Genomic DNA, 24,398 nt, shown 5'->3' on the forward strand with positions numbered 1-24,398 from the left:
TTAAACATATTAAATGCGTATATTTTAATTGGTCAAATTATTTATCGGTTATCATTAATCAAAATTACAATACAGCCTTATTAAAATATCCGGGTACAATGTGCTGTACAATTAAAACAACAATGGCCTAATCGTTCCCCGATTAAGCCATTGTTGTTTGTTTATTTAATATAAGCCCGTTATATCCCCGAAAGGTCTCCTATCTGCTCGGTTTTTGCCAGCCGCCTGATGTCAAATCCCTTATTTGCGGCCCTTACCAAAAGCTGGTTGTAAGTTTGCTCGTCCAAAGTTGGGCGCCGGCTCATGATCCAAAGTAACTTACGATTGGGGTGCCCTACTACCGCATAGCTGTAATCTTTTGCCAAATCAACTATCCAGTACTTACTTTTGCAAAGCCAGGAAAACTGAACGGCCAGCTTCGAGTTTGTTCCTTTATCGGTTACAAAGGCTTTACCTTCGGTTACCTTAAGCTTGTCGTTTTTTATAGTGCGGTTTTTTACTATTACGCTGCCATCTTTGTTTAGTCCGTAAGTTGCCGAAGTACATGAGCCAGCCTTTTCAAAAGGTTGAGGGAACGCGGCTATCTCGAACCAGGTACCCAGGTACTTTTTCAGGTCGACATAGTTAACGGTTTCCAATGGTTTTTCCCTGGCTTGCAATGCTAACGCAGCTAAGCCCAGTACAACAGAAGTTGCCAAAATCTCTTTCTTCATGTAACCATAACGATTAGCACCTCCAAAAAGTTTAACCTATAAGCACATATTTAGCCCTCATATCTCCCTCAAATAATTAATTACCTTTGTCCCAAAGCATTAAAATTGGATATAATAGCCACATTTCTCGATAAAAAAGTTGTCAGCATATTAGGCTGTGGCTGGTACGGACTGGCACTGGCCAAGGCACTGATCAATGATGGCATGAGGGTAAAAGGATCAACCACATCGCCCTTCAAATTAGCGTCGCTTTTAGCTGATGGTATCGAACCTTACCTGGTGGATTTTTCCGTAGGTAGTGAAACCTGTGATGCCGGATTTTTTGAGTGTGATATACTTTTAATTGCTATCCCGCCTAAAACACGATCGGGCGAAGGAGCAAATTTTATTTATAAGATACAACAGATCATTAATGCCATAAAACAGCATGGTGTTAAAAATGTAGTGTTCATCAGCTCAACAGGAGTTTATGCCGATCTGAACGGTGAAGTAGATGAAAATACCGATCCTCAGCCCAATACCGAAGCCGGTAAAATATTATTCGCTGCCGAAAACCTTTTCAGGGATGAAGAAGTATTTAAAACCACCATTATCCGTTTTGCCGGATTGATAGGGCCTGGCCGTAACCCCGGCAGATTTTTTGCAGGTAAAAAAGGTATCCCCAATGGTAGGGCACCGGTTAACTTAGTACACCTGGATGATTGTATTGGGTTAACGAGGGCAATTATTGATAAAGATGCTTTTGGGTACCTATTCAATGGCTGCTCACCAGATCATCCTGCAAAATCAGATTTTTATACAAACGCTGCTTTAAATTCAGGATTTGAAAAACCGGAATTTATTGCAGAATTAAAGGAATGGAAGATTGTTAAAAGTGTGAATGCAGAGATGGTACTGAAATATCAATTTAACGCCGGTATTCAATAGAAAATTTTGCGTTAAGGTAAAAAGGTTGACTGTTCCACCGTTCCGGTGGAACACCCCAGGCGATGATATAACGCAGATGCTATAACCCTATCTTCCCATTCACCAATTCGATGATCTCGCCTTCCAGCGCAATGGCTTTTCGTTCAATCTCCTTACCCCGGTAAATTATATCTACCACATAATCTTTATCCTTATAACCCGAAGCGTTGATCTTTACATTCATGAAAGCGCCCAATACCGCTGTACGCGCACAAAGTGCAGCCACACCTGCATCGGTTATGGAATTAGGATTACCTGTCAGCACCATTGCTTTTATTACTTCCATACTGTTCAACACTGCCTGCATCACTTTAAAAGGAATCTCGATAGCGTACCTGGTAGCCTCCTGGATCATCTGATCCCTTGCTGCCTTTTCCTCATCGGTTGATTTGGGCAGACCGAATGATTCCATGATCTTATTAAAGGCCGCGGTATCCAGGTCGACCAAACCCAATAGCTCATTTTTGTATTGCTCGGCTTTCTCCGCCCAGTCGCTAAATTCCATCCAGCGACTATCCCAACCTTTTTTGTGTGAACTGAGGTTGGCTACCATCCCAGCCAAAGAAGCGCCCAAAGATCCTACATAAGCAGAGATAGAACCACCACCCGGGGCAGGGGTTTCACTGGCAGTTTCATCGGCAAAATCACTGAGGCTCATACTAATGAGCTTGCTATCAGCCTTATCTTTCAATAGATATTCAATAATGCGTTCTCCGGGAATAAACGGACCAAGCTCATCCAGCCCCATTGATTTTATGGCGATCCTGATCAGTTCCTTTTCGCTTACCCCAACAGAACGTTGTTGCTTGCGCAGGAAGTACTTACCGGCATCCAGCATAGCTTTCAAAGGAATCAAACCCACCAGTTCGCTGCCCGTAACGCGGATACCGCGCTCATTGGCTTTGGTGCAAACCTCGTCGAAAGCTTTATGTACAGGGGTTACCTCAATATTAGTGAGATTCATGGAGATTTGCGCTATACCATATTCTTCTATATACCAACCAATAGCTTTTACCGCTTTTAATGAGCCGGGGACAGATTTAGGCTTACCGTTCTCGTCCGTTATAATTTTACCGGTAACCGGGTCGCCCTCGCGCAAAACACGGCCGGCCTCGCGTACATCAAAAGCAATGGCGTTTGCCCTGCGGGTTGACGTAGTATTGAGGTTTACATTATAAGCCACCAGGAAATCGCGGGCGCCTATCACCGTTGCACCACGCTGAACATCATTCTCTGCCGGACCAAAATCGGGTGCCCACTCCGGCAGTTTTATCTTCTTGAAAAAGCCTTCATACTCCCCTGCCCTTATTACCGACAGGTTACTCCGGCTTTTATTGGGTTGTGCATTCTCATACAAATAAACCGGGATCTGCAACTCCTCACCTACCCGTTTTGCCAGTTGCCTGACGTACTCCGCAGTCTCCTCCATGCTGATATTACTGATCGGTATCAGCGGACAAACGTCCGTAGCACCCATTCTTGGATGTTCGCCCTTTTGCTTGCTCATGTCAATCAGCTCACCGGCTTTTTTAATAGCGCGGAATGCAGCTTCAATCACATTTGAAGGCTCGCCCACAAACGTCACCACTGTACGGTTGGTGGCTTTACCGGGATCGACGTTCAGTAGTCTCACCCCATCAACCGATTCCACCTCATTGGTGATCTGTTTAATGATATCAAGGTTTACGCCTTCGCTAAAATTGGGTACGCATTCTATTAGTTGGTTCATTAGTTCACTCTTTTATTAGTTCATTGGTATTAGCGGCGAGGCCACAAATGCAGAGAGACATTACATTCATCTGTCAACATTTCCTTCCGCCCATACCATTACAGGTTTTAATTTGCCTTGCTGGTATAATATTTCCCGGTAATCATCGCATGGGTAAGCCTGCATATCGGCAAGTTTACCTTTGCTTAAAACACCACGGTCGTTTAGTTTCAGGGCCTGCGCCGCACGGGCGATTAGTCCTGCAAAAACCTCGGCAGCACACAGCTTTTCGGCAGCAGCCATTACCGCGGCTTGCAACAACAAATCGCCCATTGGCGCCGAGCCGGGATTCCAGTCGCTGGCTATGGCAAGGCAGGCACCGGCATCTAACAGTTTTCGGGCAGGTGCATAACGCATCCCCAAACCCAGCGACGCGCCGGGTAAAGTTACAGCTACGGTCTCAGAGTTAGCCAATAATTTTATCTCATAATCGCTGCTGGCCTCTAAATGGTCTGCCGAAGCTGCACGTGCTTTGACAGCCACTTCGCTGCCACCTGTTGTAAATTGGTCTGCATGAACAGTTAGCTCAAACCCCATTTGTTTGGCTTTAGCCAGGTAGTTTAATGCATCGCTTGTGTTAAACGCGCTTTGTTCTATAAAAATATCAACCCGGTTACTTAAACCTTGTTGTTTTATAACAGGCAGCAGATCATGTAAAACATGGTTTAAATAATCCTGGTGATTACCTTTAAAATCTTTAGGTAACATATGCGCCGCGAGGCATGTGGATATGAGGCTTGCATTGGTTTTATCGGCTGCGGCTTTTATCGCCCGTAACTGTTTTAATTCCGCATCAATACTTAGGCCGTAGCCTGTTTTAACCTCGATGGTGGTCACTCCTTCGGCTAAATGGCGTTGTACCCGTTTTACCAGCAGCGCCGTTAGTGTAGCCTCATCAGCCGCGCGGGTTTGGGTAACCGAATCCCAGATACCACCGCCCAATTGTGCTATTTCCAAATAGGTTTTACCACTGTTACGCATGGCGTAGTCTTTTGCCCGGCTACCGGCAAAACAAATGTGTGTATGGCAGTCAATGAAGCCGGGAAGTAACACGTAAGGCCCCGTAATTTCTTCTATTTGTGCCGATGGATAGTTTGACCGCAGTTTATTGAAATCATCAACAGTTATGATCAGTCCATCCTCAACCAATACACCTCCTTGCTGGATGATGTGCAATTGCTCGTCCTTTAAAGCACCCTTTAATGGCAGCCCTGTTAAAGGAAGTATTTGCGTGAACGGACCTATTAGTTTTTTCATATTAGCTTGTTTCGTCTATTGCACTCGTCATTGTGAGAGCTAAAATCCCCGGACTCTGAAGGATGAATGACAAATCGGCGAAAGACTTAGCAGTTTTGAATTACTTCGTAAGTCTGGAATTCTCCAACTTGCCATAGGTAGGTACACAGCAATGACGAGTTTTATAAAAGCTTTAAGCTTTCGGCTTCCTACCACACCTTCAACCCAAACTTATCTGCCCACTCCTCTGCTTTATCATACCCCGCATCGGCGTGGCGGAAGATTCCCAAAGCAGGGTCGTTATATAAAACACGTTTTAAGCAGGTGGCGGCGCGTTCGGTACCATCAGCCAGTACTACCATACCGGCGTGCTGCGAGTAGCCCATACCTACCCCACCGCCGTGGTGAAACGAGATCCAGGTGGCACCACCCGATGCATTGGCCATCAGGTTGAGGAGCGGCCAGTCGGATACGGCATCCGATCCATCCTTCATCGATTCGGTTTCGCGGTTAGGCGATGCTACCGAGCCGCAATCCAGATGGTCGCGGCCTATTACTATCGGACCTTTTACTTTGCCGCTTGAAACCAGGTCATTAAATATCAGCCCGGCTTTTTCACGCTCGCCCATGCCCAGCCAGCAAATGCGGGCGGGCAATCCCTGGAACGAGATCTTTTCCTGCGCCTTTTTGAGCCAGGTAAGCAATGGTTTATTTTCGGGGAATGCTTCCATCAAGGCCCTGTCGGTTGTATAAATATCTTCCGGATCGCCCGACAAAGCTACCCACCTGAACGGTCCCTTACCTTCACAAAACAAGGGGCGGATATAAGCCGGTGTAAAACCCGGAAAGTTAAATGCATCCTGCTCGCCGCCTTGTTTGGCAAACTCGCGCAGGTTATTACCGTAATCAAAAGTTACGGCGCCTTTCTTTTGCAGATGGAGCATAAAGCCAACATGCCTGGCCATGCTTTTTAACGACAGGCGCTTATATTCGGCAGCATCGCTTTTTCGCAAAGCCGCTGCTTCATCTAAAGATAAACCATTCGGAATATATCCATTCAGCGGATCATGTGCCGATGTCTGGTCGGTTAAAATATCAGGGATAATATTATCATTCAATAATCTTTCCAACAGATCGCCGGCATCGCTTACCAGCCCTACAGATAACGTTTCTTTTTTGCTGATTGCTTCTTTTACCCAGGTGATAGCCTCATCATACGAATAGGTCATGCGATCGATGTATTGGGTATCCACCCGTTTCTGGATCCGGGTTGCATCTACATCTGCACCTAAAAAAACACCGCCCGCCATAGTTGCCGCCAATGGCTGAGCGCCACCCATGCCGCCCAAACCGGCGCTTACAATGAGTTTACCCGTAAGGTCGCCATTAAAATGTTGGTTGCCGCACTCTACAAATGTTTCATAGGTGCCCTGTAAAATACCTTGCGTACCTATATAGATCCAGCTGCCTGCGGTCATTTGCCCGTACATCATCAAGCCTTTGGCGCGTAATTCATTAAAATGCTCCCAATTGGCCCACGCAGGCACCAGGTTACTGTTGGCTATCAAAACACGTGGCGCTTCGGGGTGACTCCGGATGATACCTACCGGTTTGCCCGACTGCACCAACAACGAATGATGTTCATCCAGCTCCAGCAGCAGCTCAATGATTTTCCTCAGCGACTCCGGGTTACGGGCCGCCTGGCCAATGCCACCGTAAACCACCAATTCATCGGGATTTTCGGCTACCTGGCCATCAAGGTTATTAAGCAGCATCCTTAACGGCGCCTCCGTTTGCCAGCTTTTGGCGTGCAGCTGCATGCCACGCGGTGCCTTATACACCGGGTGGCTGGCATAGGTTTTAATAAATTCCGAACTCGTCATGACTGAGGTTTATATGATTATTAATGGCTGCATTATTGGCCGTAGCCAAAAATGAACCATCGGTAATGATTTGATATAACTGGTTGATGTCATCCGCGAACACACGATCGTCCTGTATAAATGGCACGTGCTGCCTCACGTATTTATGAAGCGCCTCTATAACCGGGGTCGATTTTAACGGTCTTCGGAAATCCATAGCCTGCGATGCGTAAAGCAATTCGATGGCCTGGATATATTCAATATTATCAATAACCATATGTAGCTTACGTCCGCTGATGGAACCCATAGATACATGATCCTCCTGCCCCAATGAAGTAGGCACACTATCGGCGCTGGCCGGGAAGCACAGGGTTTTATTTTCGGTAACCAGCGCGGCAGTAGTATACTGGGGTATCATTAGGCCCGAATTTAGCCCGGCATCATGGGTGAGCAATTTGGGTAAACCGTAACGGCCTTCGCTCATGAGATAGCAGCGCCTATCTGCAATATTACCCAGCTCGGCAGCGGCAACAGTGGCATAATCAAGCGGCAGGGCCAATGGCTGCCCGTGAAAATTACCCCCGCTGATGGTATCATCGGCACTAAAAATAACGGGATTATCGGTAACAGAGTTCAACTCAATTTCGGTGAGTTCTTTTAAATGAAGCCATGCATTACGGGATGCTCCATGCACCTGTGGCATACAACGTAACGAGTATGGGTCCTGCACCCTATTGCAATTTAAATGCGATGTATTGATCTCTGATCCGTTTAATAAAGTAAACAGGCGTTTTGCTACCATCTGGATACCCTTGAACGGCCTAAGCGCATGGATACGTGAATCAAATGGCCTTGTAGACCCCATCAGGCCTTCTAATGACATAGCACCTATCAGGTCGGCCCGATTCAATGCATCATCAAGCCTTTGCACCGCTTTTATAGCAAAAGCTAGTATAAACTGTGTACCATTAATTAATGCAAGCCCCTCTTTAGGGCCTAATACCAATGGCGACAAATTGTAATTTTTTAATACCTGCGCGGCGGGCTTTCTTTCGCCTTGCTCATAAACCTCACCCAAACCAATTAATGGTAAAAATAAGTGCGCCAGTGGAGCCAGATCGCCTGAAGCACCTACAGAACCTTTTTCGGGAACGATGGGGATAATATCATTATCGATATGCCAGATGATGCGATCTAATGTTGCAGGTGCCACGCCAGAGAAACCTTGGGCCAATGCCTGAACTTTGGTGATCAGCATCAACTTAGCAATTTCCTGCGGGATGGGTTTGCCTACACCAACGCTATGGCTTTTGAGGATATTACTTTGAAGCAGGCTGGTATCAGCCTCAGAAATGTGCGTATCACACAGCGGACCAAAACCCGTATTGATCCCGTAAACCGGCTTTTGGGCATGTACAATTTTTGCTACCTCGCCCCATGAGGCACGAATAGCCTTATCGGCATCAGCACTAATAACACCTTTGATTTTACCGGCTGCAAGATCAAGGCAAATACCGATAGTTAAATGGTTGCTGCCATAATTGAATGTACTATTCATGATTGGCGGATTTTAGTTCGGTTACTAATTTTTCGCTAATACGTTCTGAAAGGTTAACCGATCGAAATGTTTTTTCGAGCGCAGTTATGGCTGGAAGTAATTGTTTCGATGATGGATCATTGTCGATGAGTTCGGTCATAGCCTTACTGATCGCCTCCCACATAGGCAGAATCCGGGCTAATAACTTACGGCCGCTATCGGTTAAAGTTACCAGCTGCCTGCGGCCATCATCGGCACAGGTGGCACTGGTAACCAGTCCGCGGTTTTTTAAATTGGTAATAAGCTGACTGGCCGCCGGGTGCGAAACCTCGATCTGCTCGCTTAGTTCCTTTATAGATAAAGCATCATTCTTCGACAATAAATAAAACACCGGGAACCAGCTGGCATCAAAATCAATCCCCTCATTTTGGTAGGCACGGTTAATTTCGGCTAAAAAAGCTTCACTCAATCGCCTTAACCTACTACCCAATACCAAATAACCCAGGCTTTGATATAAATTCATAGTGCAATTTATATAAGTGCTTATATAAATCCAAATGTTTTGGGAAAGAAATTTTCAGGGATTAAAAAAGACAGGTGAAAACATTCGCATTAAACTAAAAACCAGCCCAATAAAACTTGCGAAGCCAATACCGCGCCAAATGAAACCCATTTATTGAAAAGATATTAACGCCCTATAAACAGGTATTTTTAATTCGACATCATACGCACCTATTTAAAATATGCGTATATTTACTTTATGAAAACAAGACTTAATTTGACGATAGAAGAGAGTTTGCTGGAAAAGACAAAAATATATGCCCAAAAACAGCACATCAGTATTTCTGAGTTAGTGGAGGGCTATTTTAAAAATTTGACCAAAGTTCCAAAACAAAAAAATATTGTTGATCTTGTTGAGCAACTCTCTCCACCAGATATTGACCCAAATGCAGATTTAAAAGAACTTTATTACCAAAATCAGGCAAAAAAATATGGCATCTAAAATATTTCTGGATGCCAACATACTGCTCGACTTTATCCTTAAACGTGAAGATCATTACAAAGAGGCTGCACAAGTTATGAACTTGGTTGTAAATAACAAGGTTCAAGCATTTATCACATCATCGGTTTTACATATTGCAGGTTACTGGATTGGTAAGGCCTACGGCAATGTTAAAGCAAAAGAACTCCTTTTAACTTTGTTAATTGATGTTGAAGTTATTGATATTCCGCACCAGGTTGTACTATCTGCTTTGCACTCTAAAATCGACGATATTGAAGATGCTCTTCAATACTATACGGCAATTCATCACAAGTTAAACTACTTTATATCCCGGGACAAAACACTGAAAAAAGACAGTATTACTGTATTGCCTGTTTATATGCCCCATGAATTTTTAAGCATTTTTATTTAATGATTTTAGAAGTAGAAGAAGAATTTATTGTTGGCGAGGACACGTTTTTGGATAGTGTAACGCCCGCAAAATCTCATGGCGTTGTTTTTGAAGATGACTTAACTACAGGATATTTTTACGCGATAGGAAAACTGCCCGGCCAGGAAATTCTTGATGCCCTGCATATTTACAATGTTGCCGATGTAACCTATAAAGCCAGGCACTGTAATATTAAAATAGCATGGACGGATGACTGGCAGTTTGCTTCCTTATTAATTAATAACTACTGCCACGCCATATTTGATTTTAAAAACAAAACAGGCTATTCGCGCAATGCTTTCCCGCCCAGTAATGGCAAATGGAAAACTAACAATGAACGAACCGTGTTGACGGACGAATTAATAGAGGATTTGCTGATGGGGAAATAAGCTTCCCTCACTCCCTTGCCCGCTTCAATTCCCGCAGCATCATCGCGTAATCCATCCGCCTTACCATAGCGTTTATGGTACTGGCAATCCTGTTGGCACGGGTGGCATCGGCTTTGGCGCTATCTATCCATTTAATAAAGTAACCGCGGTGGCTTTCGGCCAGGCTGTAAAAAAAGGCTTCACCTTCGGGTTCGTATTCAAAGCATTCCAATAGGTCGGCAGGTATGGTAAATTTAAAGTCGTCATCAGGTTCCAATTGTACTTTGAGCATGGCACCCCGGCCTTTGTGCAGCAATTTGCATATCTCGCGCTTTAGCGCCATTATAAAGTTGCCTTCACCCATAGGCATCAACGCCATACCACGAACCTGCAGGTTATCCAGTTTACCCTTTACCCTGAAAGATTTTTTATTCCCTGGTTTCATTTCCTGGGCTATATCGGCCGGGATTTCAATATAGGTCCACCCCGTTTTTTCGCCCTGTTCAGCAAATTGCAAAATAATGGTATTAAAGTCGACCATATTATGTGTTTATGATATTTCTGTTGCTAAATATTTAATAAAAAATACCAATTGTTAAATGTTTGTTAAATCGTATAAATCCATTGATTCTCCTGTAACGAATGGAATACTGCTGCTGTCTTATAGATATAAATTAAGAAATAAATAACCTCAAAAACAACAACGATATGAAAACCTTAAAATCAATAATCGCAGCCTTAGCTTTAGTAATAGTATGCGGTGTAGCAAAAGCAAACGTAACCACAGAAGGCGATAACTTAACCCGCAACTTCGCTATTAATACCTATGTAGATGCCATGACCCGTGGTAAAGTTCAGGGTTTTAGCGATGTGGTAGACCAATCGGCTAAATTCAATTTATTGCGCGGTAAAAACGTATTAAGCTTTACCAAAGGTGAAATGATTGAATCGATAAAAGCCAATAAAAATACCGAGCAAAATTGCACCACCAGCACAACAATAATGGAAAGCAACAGCGATATGGCCGTGGTAAAGGTTGACATGCAGTTTGATGGTTTTGTACGTACCAACTATGTAACTGTAGCCAATACCGGCAAAGGATGGAAAATCACCAACGTTTACAGCGTTTTTAAATAAAGATAGTTTTAGTTTAGTGTTTAAAATGTAAGTAAGTAAAGGCCCCGCCTGGCGGGGCCTTTTTTATTATTTAAAAAAACACTAATTCCACGAATTGATTCGAATTACACGAATTTTTATTAGTACGAATGGTATGAATTATTTCGAATGACACGATTTAGGATCCATTGATTTCGTCTGCCAGCCAATAATTGGCACCATCAAATTAGTGAAATCGGCTTTAATTTGTGAAATTTGTGTTTATTTAGTTTCATGGATTATGTGGTTAATCTTTCTTCATAAAACAAAAATGGCAGCTGGTTTTCGATACCTTTAATTACCCAAACTGCCCCCTGCTCTGCATATAATATAATTTTGATGGGCTTGTTTTGTTTTTTTTCCACTTCGGCTAAAACCTGCAGGCATGAGCCACATGATGTTACAGGCTTAGTGAGCATGAACTCATCTGTTTGTGCTGTTACGGCCATACTTTCAACCGGGTCATCAGGATGATTGGCTCCCCAATAAAACAACGCAACCCGCTCGGCACATAAGCCCGAAGGGTAAGCCACATTTTCCTGGTTGCTGCCATAAATAATACGGCCGCTTTGCAGGCGTAACGCAGCCCCTACTCTGAATTTTGAGTATGGCGAATGAGAATTTTTTAAAGCTTTAGCTGCCTCAAGGCACAGCTCATAGTCTGGTTTATCCAATTGCTTTATTGAATCGTGTTCTTCAAAAGCTATTTTTATTTCGTGCTTAGTCATGGCCTCACCCTGCCCTCTCCAAAGGAAAGGTTCTTTTTAAATGTTTATATAAAAACTATCCCCCATTCCATTAACGAACGGGGGATACAAGGTAAAGATTATTTTAATACGATAAAGGATTTTGCAGGATTCAGCGGAATTATTTTGTCCGAACTTGAATTCATCGAATTAATGAATTATCAGAATTTTAGAAGCATTGAATTCTGCGAATTCATTAATTCTAAAAATTCCGCTTCAGAAACTACACTGCAACCGGCAATGCCACCCCATCAGCCTCTTCGGCAACCAGCGGGTTAATGCTTTCGTCATCTTTTTCAACCCTCAGGTTGTTTACAATGTGCATCTGGCGGGTTGGCGTGTTTTTGCCCATAAAATATTCCAGCAAGCCTTTAATGTTGGCATCTTTAAGAATCACCGGGTCAAGGCGGATATCTTTGCCTATAAACAAGCCAAACTCATCGGGCGAGATCTCACCTAAACCTTTAAAACGGGTTATCTCCGGTTTGTTTCCCAATTTGGTAATAGCGTTGCGGCGTTCTTCATCGCTGTAGCAATAAATGGTTTCCTTTTTATTTCGCACACGGAATAAGGGAGTTTGCAAAATGAACACATGCCCGGCCTTCACCAGATCGGGGAAGAACTGTAAAAAGAAGGTCATGAGCAGCAAACGAATGTGCATACCATCCACATCGGCATCAGTAGCTATCACTATATTGTTGTAACGCAGCGCATCCAGTCCATCCTCGATATTAAGGGCATGCTGCAGCAGGTTAAATTCTTCGTTTTCGTAAACTACCTTTTTGGTTAGTCCGTAGCAGTTAAGCGGCTTACCCTTTAAGCTGAATACAGCCTGGGTCATTACATCGCGCGATTTGGTGATGGATCCGCTGGCCGAGTCTCCCTCGGTAATGAACAGGGTGGTATCCTGGCGGCGCTCGTGGGTATCTTCAAAATGCAGTTTACAATCGCGGAGTTTACGGTTGTGCAGCGAGGCTTTTTTAGCACGCTCATTAGCCAGTTTTTTAATGCCGGCAATATCCCTACGCTCACGTTCTGATTGCAGGATCCGTTTCAGCAAGGCATCGGCAGCAGCTGGATTTTTATGCAGGTAATTATCCAGTTCCTTTTTCAGGAAATCGTTAATAAAACCACGTACCGACGGCCCTTCGGGACCAATATTTTGCGAACCCAGCTTGGTTTTTGTTTGCGACTCAAACACCGGCTCCTGTACTTTAATGGCTATAGCGGCAACTATGGAGGCGCGGATATCCGAGGCATCAAACTCCTTTTTATAAAACTCGCGGATAGTTTTCACCACAGCTTCGCGGAAGGCAGCCTGGTGAGTACCGCCTTGCGTAGTATTTTGGCCGTTTACAAAGGAGTAATATTCCTCGCCGTATTGTTGTCCATGGGTCATGGCTATTTCAATATCATCGCCTTTTAGGTGGATGATAGGATAGCGCAGTGTTTCTACATCGGTATTTTTTGTCAGCAGATCATAAAGACCGCGCTCCGAAAAATATTTTTGACCATTAAAATTAAGTGTTAAGCCCGAATTAAGGAACACATAGTTCCAAATCATGCTATCTACAAATTCTGGTATAAAGCGGTAATTTCTAAAAATGGTATCATCGGGTATAAAGTTGATAGCGGTGCCATTGCGCTGGCTGGTTTCCTTTTCAGGCTCATCTCTAATCAGTTCGCCTTTTGCAAATTCGGCCAGTTTGGTTCGGCCGTCGCGGTACGATTGTACAATGAAGTTGTTTGATAAAGCGTTTACCGCCTTAGTACCCACACCATTCAATCCTACCGATTTCTGGAAGGCCTTGCTATCATATTTACCACCTGTATTTATTTTAGACACGCAATCAATCACCTTACCTAAAGGAATACCCCTACCATAGTCGCGTACGGATACTTTATGATCGCTCATATTAACTTCAATAGTGCGGCCCGATCCCATTACAAATTCGTCTATGGAGTTATCAATGATCTCTTTAAGCAATACATATACCCCATCGTCATAAGCCGAGCCATCGCCCAGTTTACCAATATACATGCCGGGGCGCAAACGGATATGCTCTTTCCAATCGAGTGAGCGGATACTATCTTCGCTATAATTAACTGGTTCTGCCATTTATTATGTAGAATTTTTAAACAGGCGCAAATTGCACCCAACTGCAAAAATATAGTTTCGGCCTTGAATTGAGCATTCAAAACTGTCAACTTATTAACATTATATTACCTGGGTTTAAACTGGAGGCAGTTACTGGCCCTGTCAATGTTCCTGAAAAATTCCGGATCTTTTTCATTCGTAAAACATACGGCCGTGATGGTGCCTGTATGGTTGCGTTGCAGGGTGATGAGCAAAGCGTATTTGTAATGCTTTGTTTCGGGCAAATCAAGCAGGTTAAGCAGGTATGATTTACCTGCATCTGCCCTGTAACGGGCCAATACATTTGCAGGGATGGCGCGAATAAAATTATCCATCTCGCCGGTAAATGCCGCGGCTTGCGCTTTTCCCATTTTAAGGTATGACGAATCGGGGTTTTCCTGCTCGTGGTTACGCTCGTAGCTAAGCCAGTTTTGCTTTAATGATTTTACCTGGAACCAGATCTCAAAATCCTGACCGGGAATTTCCATAGCGTAGTCAAAAGAAAAATCTTCATTATTTATGGCGGGGATCTCTCTAAAGCCTTTGGGAAAGGTAAAGCTAACATTGGCCTGGGCCAGGAGTTTCAAAAATTCGTTAAACTGGCGGGTTCCATTAACCTGCTTTAAAGCAGGCGCGGGTTTTCTTTTAGGTTTGGCCAAATACCTGGACTTCTTTACCTGAGCTGTCACATCGGTAAGGCATAGTAAAAGCATAACCTGAAGTATGATGCGTTTAAGTTGCTTCACAATAGTTTTAATTATCAGTTGAAACCAGGGGATGTTCCTACATGTAATTTTATAAAAATAGAAGCACAATTCAAAATTAATTGAAATTTTAAAATTTAAACAACTAAGTTAATATCAGCTGCTTGCCTTCGATAAATAGTTTTATAAACGCATTTCCATCATTTTTATTGATGGATGTGAAACATCGGCATAAAAATACCGTATCTAAGTGGCTTTATAAATTTTGTTACTAATTTAGTTTCGATACAGATAAAAAAGCAAAAGCTGTTAGTTCAAATTCATACTACCAACAACTATAAAATATAAGCACACATGAGATACCAGGACATTCCACTTATTAATAATGAAGCTTTACATAATTTTGAATTAATTATTGAAGGCAATCGGGCATTTATTGATTACAAACTAAAAGGCGATAAGATCTACCTGATTCATACCGAAGTACCCGAAGAAATGGAAGGCATGGGTGTTGCTGCCGCTTTGGTCGAAAAAACATTTAATTATATAGAGAATAACCACCTTAAAATGGTGCCTCTTTGTGTTTATGTAGCCGCATTTTTAAAACGCCATCCCGAATGGAACCGATTACTGGCTGTACAAGTATAATATAAGCCATATGTTTTTATTTTATTTGATGGCTATTGCTAAGTATGATACATTACTTTAGCATAAAATATTTATATGCTCGCAAAACTATTTCGAAACCTGGTTGATTTTTCGCCCAAATTGAGTTTACAGCTTTGGCAACTATTTTATGAGTTTGTAGCCCACAGGTTTAAAAAACTAACCAACTGGAAGTATATGAATTATGGTTTTGCAGATACCCAGGGCAAAGTAACCGATGATTTTGATACACTAAGTGAAAACCTTTACCACCATTTGTTTAGCAAGGCCCAGCTTACCGGTAAAAACATTCTGGAAATTGGCTGTGGCCGTGGCGGTGGTTGCGAACTGATGCTGGCCCATCAATCTAAAATGGTAACGGGGCTTGATTTTTCTGAAAACGTGATCAGCTTTTGTAAACAAACCTATCAGCAGCCTAATTTAAATTTTATAGCCGGCAATGCAGAAAGTTTACCATTTGATAATAATAGTTTTGATATCATTGTTAACCTTGAATCATCGCACTGCTATGGTAATCGCGGTAATTTCTTTAAAGAAGTGGCGCGTACACTTAAGCCTGGGGGATTTTTTTTATATGCCGATTTTATGGGCCGCGTACATTATCCAAAACGACCGGCCCAGCTAACTGAATGTGGATTGAAAGTTATAACCGAACAGGATATTACGCCCAATGTGCTGCTGGCCATGGAACTGAGTGCGCCTTATAAGGAGGCCATGATCAAAAAAAATGTGATTAAGCCCTTTCGTAAACCCATTAATGATTTTGTAGGCGTTCCCGGATCAAATATTTATAATAAGTTTAACAGCGGCGAAACCATTTATTTTTCGATGCTGTGCCAAAAGGGTGACTAAGTGAGTGTTTGATTGAGTTCGACATAATATGTTCACCCTGAATCTTGTTCCCGGTAACACTTTACCGATTTATAAATTACACCAATAAGTCCACTTGATAACCAACTGCCTGTTTTTGATGGTATAGGGCGATGGTATGGAATTATCGCCATAAACAATAAATAAATCTGATGCCGGTTTGTACCGCCATTGCAGGCGTACATTGGTATTCATGTTTTTTACCTGTCCGTTGTACTGTACGTAAGTGGTAAAATAAAGTGTATTGCTCAGGGTAATATCTGCCTTTGGGCCAATTAGCCAAAAACTGGTATTGCCATAGGGTTGCGGCAGCCTAAGGTTAATGTACGAGCTGTTTAATGCCAGGTTAACATAAGGCTGAAACCGGTAACCCAATTGCCCGGTAATACTTGTACGGTTGCCATCCAGGTAATATCCACCATGCAGGGCATCAATCAAATAAGTAAATAAAGCCTGTGGCTTGGATGTAAACTGTACATCAAGTGTTTGCCAATGGTGTTGTGAGCCAACAGCCAGGGGTGTTTTGCCGGTATTGGTAGGATCAAAAGGCACCAGCAGCTTTATATAAGTATCAATACCAGATACCGAAAACGTATTGCGGTTGCGCAGGGTAATCAAATAAGTTAGGTTACTCTCATTATCTGTACGCTTAAAGTTTTCGTTGAAGTAGTAATTACTGGTTAATTGAATCCCATGAATGAGCACATTGCCCCCTTTAGGGAAAAAGTTGTGCAATATCAACGGACTTATCTTGTTATACCCTACGCGTGGCACATACCCAACACCGGCAGTATAATGTTTACCAACATACTCATCCTGTAAATAAAGTGTCCAATATTTACTTAAGTATTGTAGATGGGCGGCGGCTACTATGTCGTGTCCCTTTACGCCTGGTGTAAACGACTTTAATCCTAAAAGTTTACCTGTCCATAAATTACTTGGCGATGCCAGATTATACTCCATACCAATGTTACGGTTATAGGTGTTTCCGGGCGTTGCGGTACCCGTCGCATCTTTATTAATGAACATAAAAGCTATGTTCGACCGGCCGAACATTCTTCTTTGCAGGGTGAGCACACCATAGTTTTGTGCAGGTTGCGCAGCATCATTCGCTTCTCCGGTTTGGATATCCATTAATCCTACGCGCCAGTCCCGGTCAATTTTACCGGTGAGCCTTGTACCAAACCTTATAGGCGCATTTAACCCGATACGCCGTGAAAAAAATGGACGGATATCGGCATAGCCAAAATTGGCGAACAGATCGCCATTCTCTAAAAAAAACTGGCGCTTCTCCGGAAAAAAGAGCTCATACCGATTAAGGTTAATTACCTGCTGATCTACATCCACCTGCGAAAAATCGGGGTTTACGGTAAGGTCGAGATTTAAAGATGATGTGAGGCCAATCTTGGCGTCACCGCCAAAATCCTTTCGCCAGTCAGTTTTGGTTTTAGCAGTGTAGTCTTTAGATACTCCACCAAGTGCGTAGGGAATAATGGAGATATTTGTACCGGCGTCCGGCGGTAATTCGTCCCAAACCAATGAACCTGTATATGCCAGCGATGCAGTAGGGAACTGCCTTGGCACCGGCGCCCAGCTTGATTTTTCGGTGGTTTTTAAATCATTGCGGCTAAAGTTGATACCCCACAAACCGACACCTTTTTTATAGCGAATGCTTTTAAACGGAATAGCGGCTTCAAATACCCACCTATCAGGATAGTTCTTCACCACCGAAGTCCATTTGTTATCCCAGCTCAGGTCAACCTTGCCACCTTCGTACATGGTGCCATCCCACTGGGCTCCGGCGGCATTTGCCCCAAAACTAAAACCATCGGTACGGGCATCAAATGGATCAATAAAAACCAGGAAGTTATCGTTTTTTTGAAAGTTAAAATCACGTTTAAGCGACTCAACCATGTATTCGCCTGTGTCGGCAGTATAACAAACTGCAATAAGGTAAAGATTATTGTTATCAAAGGTCATCCTTACCTCGGTATGCACTTTGGCAAGGCTGGTATCCATAGGTGTCACCATGAAAAAATTATTGGCAGAATCTGCCTTGAGCCAGGCATCATCCATAACACCGTCAATAGTAATGGGCGATGCAGCCCTGCGAATGTGGTATTGATACCCCGCGTTCTTTTTTTGAGCTGATGAAGAAAAACACAAAAAGCATAAACCCGGCAGCAATAAAATTTTTAATAGTAAAGCCGGTTTTATGCCCTTCAATTTTTAATAGTTTAAATTAGTGAGAAGTTTAAACATGCCTCAGCCCGCATTTTATTGCAGGCTGAGACATGTTTTTGTTCCGAAAGATAATAATTACATATTAATCACTAAAGCTTTACCTGCATATTTAATTATTTTATCGGCTTTGGCTGTTAGTTCAACATCCGATCCGTGCGATCCTTTCACCATTACGATATTGAAAGTGCGATTTTTAAGCATGCCCGGGAAATGACCTTTTGTATCAGAGATCGTCAGTTTACGGGTTTTATCATTCCAATTGAAGGTAAAGGTTGCAAACTGGCCTTTTTCGTAATTGTAATTATCGTTCTCATCTTCATAAAACCTGAATGTACCATCGGCACCAGGATATATTCTCAATTCAATATTGTCAGCCGGTTTCTCCGTAGCATATTCCATATGCGGTCCCATCGGGATTATAGAACCTGCTTTTACGTATAAAGGTAAAATCTCGATAGGTGCAGCAGCGCTAATGGTTTGGCCCCCATCTAGTACTTCGCCATTCCAAAAGTTGTACCATTTGGTACCTGCTGGCAGGTAAACCTGACGGGCCTTGGCTTTTTTGTCGGCATCAGCAGAAGTGTATAATTGCTCGGTAACAGGGTTAACCATAAATGCCGGACCAAACATGTACTGATCTGGTATACTGTAAACCTTTTGGTCGTTCCTGAAATCGAATGGCAAGGCACGCATCATGGTATAGTTTTCGGTAGTTGAACGACCAGCCAATGAGTAAATGTAAGGGAGTAAACGGTAACGCAGCTTATCAAAATTTAACAGTATGGCTTTGGTATTGTCATCCCAGTTTGAGCTAAACAATGCGCGCTCACCTTTACCGTGGATACGGAAGATAGGACTAAATGCCCCAAACTGAAACCAACGGGTAAACAGTTCGCGCTTGTCGGGCTGCGACCAATCGGCAGCTTTCCAATGAAAATGGTAACCACCGATATCTGATGTCCAGTAAGGTAAACCAGATGCGCAGGCATTTATGCCTTGTGGTACCTGGTTCTTGAAATCTTTAAAAGTACACTCAATATCGCCCGACCATAAGGTTGATGCATTACGTTGTTCACCGGCAAATGATTGCCTTACTAAAAAGAATGCGCGCTTGTTGGGGATATCCCTGCGCCAGCCCTCATAAACGCCTTTGGTATGCTGCAATGAATAAGTGTTAAAGTAATCAATACCCTTACCAATACTGAAATTGCTTTGGCGGCGGGCATCCTGTAGGGCACCATTATCCGGCTCGCACTGATCAATCCACCAGGCATCAAAACCATAGCGTTTAACCAGGCTGTCGCGCGCCTGTTGCCAGTAAAGTTCGCGGGCTTTGGGGTTATGGGCATCGTAATAAGTATCAAAAGTGTGGGTAACTACGTTATCCCAGGTAATATCAGTTAAGCCACCCATTTTTTCTAAAGCATCATAATTTGGTGTGCCTTTGCCAAATACCGGCCATATCGAGATCATGGCATGAATGTTTGCCTTGTGCAATTCATCAACCAATTGTTGTGGGTGCGGATAACGTTCGGGTTTCATCACATGCGAGCCAATTGGCAAAGGATCCCAGTAATACCAATCCTGCACAATCACATCAACCGGGATATGATTGTTACGGTAATTATCTTTTACACCAATGATCTCTTTTTCGCTCAAATACCTATCCTGCGATTGGAAAAGCCCGAAAGCCCATTTACCAAACATTGGTGCACGGCCGGTTGCGGTGCGATAAAGATCGATGATATGATCAAACGTTGGACCATAGAAAAAGAGGTAATCAACCTGTTTACCGCTTTCAGATACGTATTTGAATTTAGTATTACTGGCTTCGGCGCCATAAAAATTAGATGCCGAATAATTATCCCAAAGTAAGCCATATCCCTTGGTTGATAGCAATACCGGGATAGCGCCGGTAAGATACTTTATCAGCAACTCCTGGTTGCGGCCTTTATAATTGATGGATAAAGAATCAAGCGGATGACAGCCCAAACCATACAATGCCTCGTTTGATGGTGAGGTGAATTGCGTGCTTACATTATAGGTGCTGATACCGGCGATGGTTGCCGGGGTTATGGTTTTATTTTCGCTATCCTCAGCAGTGATAACTTCTCCTTTTAAATTGGTATAGGTAATGGCGTTGGTAGCCTTATCTATCTTTATTTTTAATTTTGCCGTTGAAATTACCACCTCAGTTTTGGTTTCGGTAACCTGGTAAACAGTTGGCGTTTTCCAACCATTAACCACTACCAATGACGGTTTGGTTTCAAAAGCATTAAAGATGGTATACTTTACTTCAATGATATCATCCCTGCGTATAAGTACTTTCATCAGGCCTTTGTCTAAGGAAAAAGTAACACCATCTGCACCTTTTTTAAAGGATTTAATGGTAGCATTTGCAGGGATTGTTGCCATACCTCCCGCAAGCAAAAAAATCAACGCAATCGATTGTTTTATTTTTGCATTTAAGGTGAATAATTTTTTAAACATATTGAACAGCAGTAAATTGGTTTATAAGTAAGTGTAAGATTGACACCCGTTTTGAAAACGTGAATATAGTTACTTTTTTTTAATGCAGAAAAATATTTCTGCAGTGCTATTACCGGAACAATAAACATCTTGTTATCCTAAGCGAATTATGCCAGCAAATAAGCGTGTAAACGAATAAATAACCCAATCACTACGCACGGCAAAAAGAAAAAAACTTGGAGGTTATTGCTTTTGCAAACACCAGGTGGTCATACAACGCAGGTTTTGCACGTTGGTAGTTTTTATAGGTTCATAAAGCATGGCATTTAATTCATGCGTGTAACGCAACAGGATATCTTCATTTACCAGGAAACGTTCGGAACCATCGGGTAACAGGTAGCGGCTATTGCCTGTAGCTATTACTAATTCTTCTATACCAATGTCTGATGCCAGCCTGGCAAACAGGTACCCACCCGGCTTTAGCACCCGCCATAAAGAGCGCAACATGCTGTCAAAATGCAGCTCATTTTTTGCAAAGTGCAACACAGCACTACATATCACCAGGTCAAAAAAGCTATCAGTAAAAGGCATATCTTCTACTCCTGAAACGCTAAAATTATCCAAAGAATTTTCGGGCGACAATGAGGCTGATAATTGTTTTATCGTGTCAATAGCCAGGGGACTTTGATCAACCCCATAAACCTCATATCCATTCTGCAGAAAATATACCAGGTTACGCCCGGCACCACACCCGGCATCAAGTATGATTTTGCTGTTATCAAACCGGCCTTTTAATAGCTGATCGAACAGGTAAATATCAATATAGCCAAAAGTTTGCTGAAGGTTGTTTTGCATAGGTGAAATTAATGCTTTTTAAGGAATCCCCGAATCTGCTGGTTTGAAACCAATAACAATAACTTAAATTCAAATGGTTTTAACCTAAGGCTTCCACTTTTTACTAACTTTAGTTATGGCAACAGACATGTCTATCTTCATGCAGTTTCTTCGCAGCAGCCTGTTGCCTTTACCGGGAGTTACCCAAAAAATGCACTTTGATGACCCTGCCTTTTATGTAAATAACAAGATTTTTACCAATGTAAAATTAAAGCATGAACTGCTGGCTATTTATACCACCGAACGTGAAAAATGGATGGCTCTCGACCCACATACCTTTTTTATTACCAATCATTACACTAATTATAAATACATGCTGGTAAGACTCGAAACTGTATCGCCCGATGATCTTAAAACATTGTTAATTACCGCTTACCTGGCCCGGGCCACCAAAAAGCTGGTGAAAGAGTATGAGACAATGAGAATAGACGAATAATTATTTGTTATAGCTAACTTGTTACCAAAACACCATATAGGTTTAAAAGTTAAAAAACATACTTTTGCTTTTCCAAACCGCTATATGATAAAATTCTACTTCCCCTTTTTTCTTGTACTCACTTTTGCCATAAATGTCAGTGCACAAACCCAAAAAAATATTCAAAAAGATAGTATTAAACATCTCAATACAGTAACGGTACATGGCTATTTAAGTGAGCAGCCTGTGCTAAGCGTACCCGCTTCGGTAAGTGTGCTGGGTGCGGCGCAACTAAAATTGCAGCCAGATAATTCCTTCGTTACCGCATTAAACACGGTGCCCGGCATAAGGGCGGAGGAGCGTTCACCAGGCAGTTACCGTTTATCTATAAGAGGTAGTTTACTGCGGTCGCCTTTTGGAGTAAGGGATGTAAAGATCTATTTTGATGAGATGCCGCTTACAGATGCCGGCGGCAATTCTTATTTAAACACCATTGATATTGGCAGTATAGGGAGTATCGAAATATTAAAAGGGCCGGATGGCAGTTTGTTTGGCGCTAGCTCTGGCGGTGTAGTTTTATTAAGCCCGATAAACAGGTATAGCGATAGCAGTTATTTATCTGCTGGAATAAATACAGGCAGCTACGGCTTGTTTCATGAAAAAATTGCCTTGCAGCAACGCTCGGGCAATAACCTGTTTAACATCAAACAAAGTTTCCAAACCTACCATGGATACAGGCAGAACAGCGATATGCATCGTAATTATATACAGCTTGCAGATAAATGGAACTACAGCGGTAAAAATGAATTAAAGTTTTTAGGTCTCTACTCCAACCTTGCCTACCAAACGCCCGGTGGTTTAAACCTGGCACAGTTTACAGCCAATCCCCGCCTTGCCCGGCAGCCCACTGCTACTTTGCCCGGAGCAATACAACAACATATAGGTATAACTACAAAAATGTATTTAGGCGGCTTGGTTAACGAATACCATTTTACCGACCGGATAAGGAATGTGCTATCGGTATTTGGCAGTCATGTTGATTTCGCCAATCCATTCATCACCAATTATGAGCAGCGCAACGAAAATACTTACGGCCTGCGCACCTATTTTGAGCTGACGGGTTTACCACATAAGAACCTTAACTGGAAGGCGAACCTGGGCATAGAGTGGCAACAAACCAATTCGCAGATCAGCAACTACGGCAATAATAAAGGCGTAAAGGATACTATCCAAACCAGCGATAATATCCATACCAATCAGCATTTTATCTTCGGCCGTTACTCGGCAGATATGTTTAAACGCCTGCACCTGGAGGCTGCGTTAAGCTTAAACTGGTACGGTTATGATTTTAAAAATATTTACCCGCTTAACCAAAGTAGTTTTACCAACAGCAATTTTACACCGCAGCTGATGCCGCGACTGGCATTATCCTACCAGGTTACAAACAACTTTATCTGGCGGGCATCAGTAAGCCGGGGATACTCCACACCAACTACTGCCGAAGTGAGGCCAACCGACAATATTGTAAATACTGCATTACAAGCCCAAACCGGGTGGAACTATGAAACCGGTTTCCGCCTGCGCAATCACGATGAAACTTTACTGTTAGATGCTTCTGTATTTTACTACCGTATTAATAACGCTATTGTACGCCGTTTAAATGCCAATGAAACCGAGCACTATATAAACGCGGGAGGCACCAATCAGCCTGGCTTTGAACTATCGTTTACCGATTGGCTTATTCGTCAGAATGATACCCATTTTATACGTGGCCTGCAGTTCAATGAAGCGTATACCTACAGTAGATTCACTTTCAGAGATTACACTGTTACTTCTGCTACCTATTCAGGTAATCAATTAACGGGAGTACCCAAACATGTTTTCGTATCAAGCCTGCAACTTAAGTTCCCTGCTGATCTTTCTTTGTTTGCACAGCATAATTATACCTCCAAAATACCGCTCAATGATGCCAATACCGTTTATGCCAAACACTATAACCTGCTACAGGCAAGGGTAAGCTGGCAACCGCTTATAGGCCATAAAACCCGTTTAGAGATTTTTGCCGCTGCCGATAACCTACTGAATGAAAAGTATAGCCTTGGTAATGATTTGAATGCTGTGGGTAACCGATATTATAATGCTTCGCCGCTGAGGAATTATTCGGGTGGGATGAATGTGCGACTGTGACCGCTGATCCAGTCTGAACCGGAATCGA

The 24,398-nt window shown here is 42.8% G+C and carries 22 protein-coding genes; 9 read left to right on the top strand and 13 right to left on the bottom strand.

Going from position 1 to position 24,398, the window contains the following annotated elements; genetic code table 11:
* Positions 1 to 179: 179 nt before the first annotated feature.
* Positions 180 to 713, bottom strand: coding sequence for a lipocalin family protein (locus AC1DQW_RS17950; RefSeq protein WP_477455340.1), 534 nt, complete (start codon positions 711 to 713; stop codon positions 180 to 182).
* Between the two features lie 105 nt (positions 714 to 818).
* Between AC1DQW_RS17950 and AC1DQW_RS17955 the strand changes: the two genes are divergently transcribed.
* Positions 819 to 1,640, top strand: coding sequence for an SDR family oxidoreductase (locus AC1DQW_RS17955; protein ID WP_477455341.1), 822 nt, complete (start codon positions 819 to 821; stop codon positions 1,638 to 1,640).
* A gap of 79 nt (positions 1,641 to 1,719) precedes the next feature.
* Here AC1DQW_RS17955 and ftcD read toward each other — a convergent pair whose 3' ends face one another.
* From ftcD to AC1DQW_RS17980, 5 genes are all read right to left on the bottom strand, one after another.
* Entirely contained in the window at positions 1,720 to 3,408 is a 1,689-nt protein-coding gene (gene ftcD / locus AC1DQW_RS17960; protein ID WP_477455342.1) for a glutamate formimidoyltransferase, read from the bottom strand.
* 66 nt (positions 3,409 to 3,474) lie between these two features.
* A complete protein-coding gene (gene hutI / locus AC1DQW_RS17965; protein ID WP_477455343.1) occupies positions 3,475 to 4,704 on the bottom strand; it encodes an imidazolonepropionase in 1,230 nt (409 codons plus the stop codon).
* 188 nt (positions 4,705 to 4,892) lie between these two features.
* Positions 4,893 to 6,566, bottom strand: a complete 1,674-nt coding sequence (hutU, locus tag AC1DQW_RS17970; RefSeq protein ID WP_477455344.1) for a urocanate hydratase — start codon at positions 6,564 to 6,566, stop codon at positions 4,893 to 4,895.
* Positions 6,544 to 8,103, bottom strand: a complete 1,560-nt coding sequence (gene hutH, locus AC1DQW_RS17975; protein WP_477455345.1) for a histidine ammonia-lyase — start codon at positions 8,101 to 8,103, stop codon at positions 6,544 to 6,546. The genes hutU and hutH overlap by 23 nt, the downstream gene beginning before the upstream one ends.
* Positions 8,096 to 8,605: a MarR family winged helix-turn-helix transcriptional regulator gene (locus AC1DQW_RS17980; protein ID WP_477455346.1), complete on the bottom strand. Its 510-nt coding sequence runs from the start codon at positions 8,603 to 8,605 to the stop codon at positions 8,096 to 8,098. The genes hutH and AC1DQW_RS17980 overlap by 8 nt, the downstream gene beginning before the upstream one ends.
* Positions 8,606 to 8,842: 237 nt before the next feature.
* On the opposite strand from AC1DQW_RS17980, the gene AC1DQW_RS17985 reads away from it, so the two are divergent.
* The 3 genes from AC1DQW_RS17985 to AC1DQW_RS17995 are packed head-to-tail and all read left to right on the top strand — an operon-like array spanning position 8,843 to position 9,904.
* The gene (locus tag AC1DQW_RS17985; protein ID WP_477455347.1) at positions 8,843 to 9,085 is read left to right on the top strand and encodes a DUF6364 family protein; all 243 of its coding nucleotides are present in this window, start codon (positions 8,843 to 8,845) and stop codon (positions 9,083 to 9,085) included.
* Positions 9,075 to 9,497 (top strand): type II toxin-antitoxin system VapC family toxin, encoded by a 423-nt coding sequence (locus tag AC1DQW_RS17990; RefSeq protein ID WP_477455348.1) that lies wholly within the window; start codon positions 9,075 to 9,077, stop codon positions 9,495 to 9,497. Before AC1DQW_RS17985 ends, AC1DQW_RS17990 begins: the two co-directional genes overlap by 11 nt.
* Positions 9,497 to 9,904 carry a DUF2251 domain-containing protein gene (locus AC1DQW_RS17995; RefSeq protein ID WP_477455349.1) on the top strand — a complete coding sequence of 136 codons (408 nt, stop codon included), beginning with the start codon at positions 9,497 to 9,499 and terminating at the stop codon, positions 9,902 to 9,904. Before AC1DQW_RS17990 ends, AC1DQW_RS17995 begins: the two co-directional genes overlap by 1 nt.
* Before the next feature lie 7 nt (positions 9,905 to 9,911).
* On the opposite strand, the gene AC1DQW_RS18000 is transcribed toward AC1DQW_RS17995, so the two are convergent.
* Complete coding sequence (locus AC1DQW_RS18000; RefSeq protein WP_477455350.1) at positions 9,912 to 10,424, bottom strand: YdeI/OmpD-associated family protein; 513 nt, start codon at positions 10,422 to 10,424, stop codon at positions 9,912 to 9,914.
* A 167-nt stretch (positions 10,425 to 10,591) separates the two neighbouring features.
* On the opposite strand from AC1DQW_RS18000, the gene AC1DQW_RS18005 reads away from it, so the two are divergent.
* Positions 10,592 to 11,020 carry a nuclear transport factor 2 family protein gene (locus AC1DQW_RS18005; RefSeq protein WP_477413389.1) on the top strand — a complete coding sequence of 143 codons (429 nt, stop codon included), beginning with the start codon at positions 10,592 to 10,594 and terminating at the stop codon, positions 11,018 to 11,020.
* Positions 11,021 to 11,277: 257 nt separating this feature from the next.
* On the opposite strand, the gene AC1DQW_RS18010 is transcribed toward AC1DQW_RS18005, so the two are convergent.
* From AC1DQW_RS18010 to AC1DQW_RS18020, 3 genes are all read right to left on the bottom strand, one after another.
* A complete protein-coding gene (locus tag AC1DQW_RS18010) occupies positions 11,278 to 11,766 on the bottom strand; it encodes a cytidine deaminase (protein WP_477455351.1) in 489 nt (162 codons plus the stop codon).
* A gap of 241 nt (positions 11,767 to 12,007) precedes the next feature.
* Positions 12,008 to 13,903, bottom strand: coding sequence for a DNA topoisomerase IV subunit B (locus tag AC1DQW_RS18015; RefSeq protein ID WP_477455352.1), 1,896 nt, complete (start codon positions 13,901 to 13,903; stop codon positions 12,008 to 12,010).
* Between the two features lie 104 nt (positions 13,904 to 14,007).
* Positions 14,008 to 14,667, bottom strand: coding sequence for a hypothetical protein (locus tag AC1DQW_RS18020; RefSeq protein ID WP_477413395.1), 660 nt, complete (start codon positions 14,665 to 14,667; stop codon positions 14,008 to 14,010).
* Between the two features lie 312 nt (positions 14,668 to 14,979).
* Here AC1DQW_RS18020 and AC1DQW_RS18025 point away from each other — a divergent pair, with 312 nt between their 5' ends.
* Both AC1DQW_RS18025 and AC1DQW_RS18030 read left to right on the top strand, forming a co-directional pair.
* Complete coding sequence (locus AC1DQW_RS18025) at positions 14,980 to 15,273, top strand: GNAT family N-acetyltransferase (protein WP_477455353.1); 294 nt, start codon at positions 14,980 to 14,982, stop codon at positions 15,271 to 15,273.
* Positions 15,274 to 15,348: 75 nt separating this feature from the next.
* Entirely contained in the window at positions 15,349 to 16,143 is a 795-nt protein-coding gene (locus AC1DQW_RS18030; protein ID WP_477455354.1) for a class I SAM-dependent methyltransferase, read from the top strand.
* A gap of 69 nt (positions 16,144 to 16,212) precedes the next feature.
* Here the strand turns inward: AC1DQW_RS18030 and AC1DQW_RS18035 are convergent, their stop codons facing one another.
* The 3 genes from AC1DQW_RS18035 to AC1DQW_RS18045 form a co-directional block, all read right to left on the bottom strand.
* Positions 16,213 to 18,387, bottom strand: a complete 2,175-nt coding sequence (locus AC1DQW_RS18035; RefSeq protein WP_477455355.1) for a carbohydrate binding family 9 domain-containing protein — start codon at positions 18,385 to 18,387, stop codon at positions 16,213 to 16,215.
* Positions 18,388 to 18,480: 93 nt separating this feature from the next.
* A complete protein-coding gene (locus AC1DQW_RS18040) occupies positions 18,481 to 20,895 on the bottom strand; it encodes a glycoside hydrolase family 31 protein (protein ID WP_477455356.1) in 2,415 nt (804 codons plus the stop codon).
* Positions 20,896 to 21,117: 222 nt separating this feature from the next.
* A complete protein-coding gene (locus AC1DQW_RS18045; RefSeq protein WP_477455357.1) occupies positions 21,118 to 21,729 on the bottom strand; it encodes a class I SAM-dependent methyltransferase in 612 nt (203 codons plus the stop codon).
* A 115-nt stretch (positions 21,730 to 21,844) separates the two neighbouring features.
* Here AC1DQW_RS18045 and AC1DQW_RS18050 point away from each other — a divergent pair, with 115 nt between their 5' ends.
* Positions 21,845 to 22,204 (top strand): MmcQ/YjbR family DNA-binding protein, encoded by a 360-nt coding sequence (locus tag AC1DQW_RS18050; protein WP_477455358.1) that lies wholly within the window; start codon positions 21,845 to 21,847, stop codon positions 22,202 to 22,204.
* Between the two features lie 84 nt (positions 22,205 to 22,288).
* Positions 22,289 to 24,370, top strand: coding sequence for a TonB-dependent receptor (locus AC1DQW_RS18055; protein WP_477455359.1), 2,082 nt, complete (start codon positions 22,289 to 22,291; stop codon positions 24,368 to 24,370).
* Positions 24,371 to 24,398 lie beyond the last annotated feature (28 nt).

Source organism: Mucilaginibacter sp. P5_A4 (assembly GCF_056400605.1).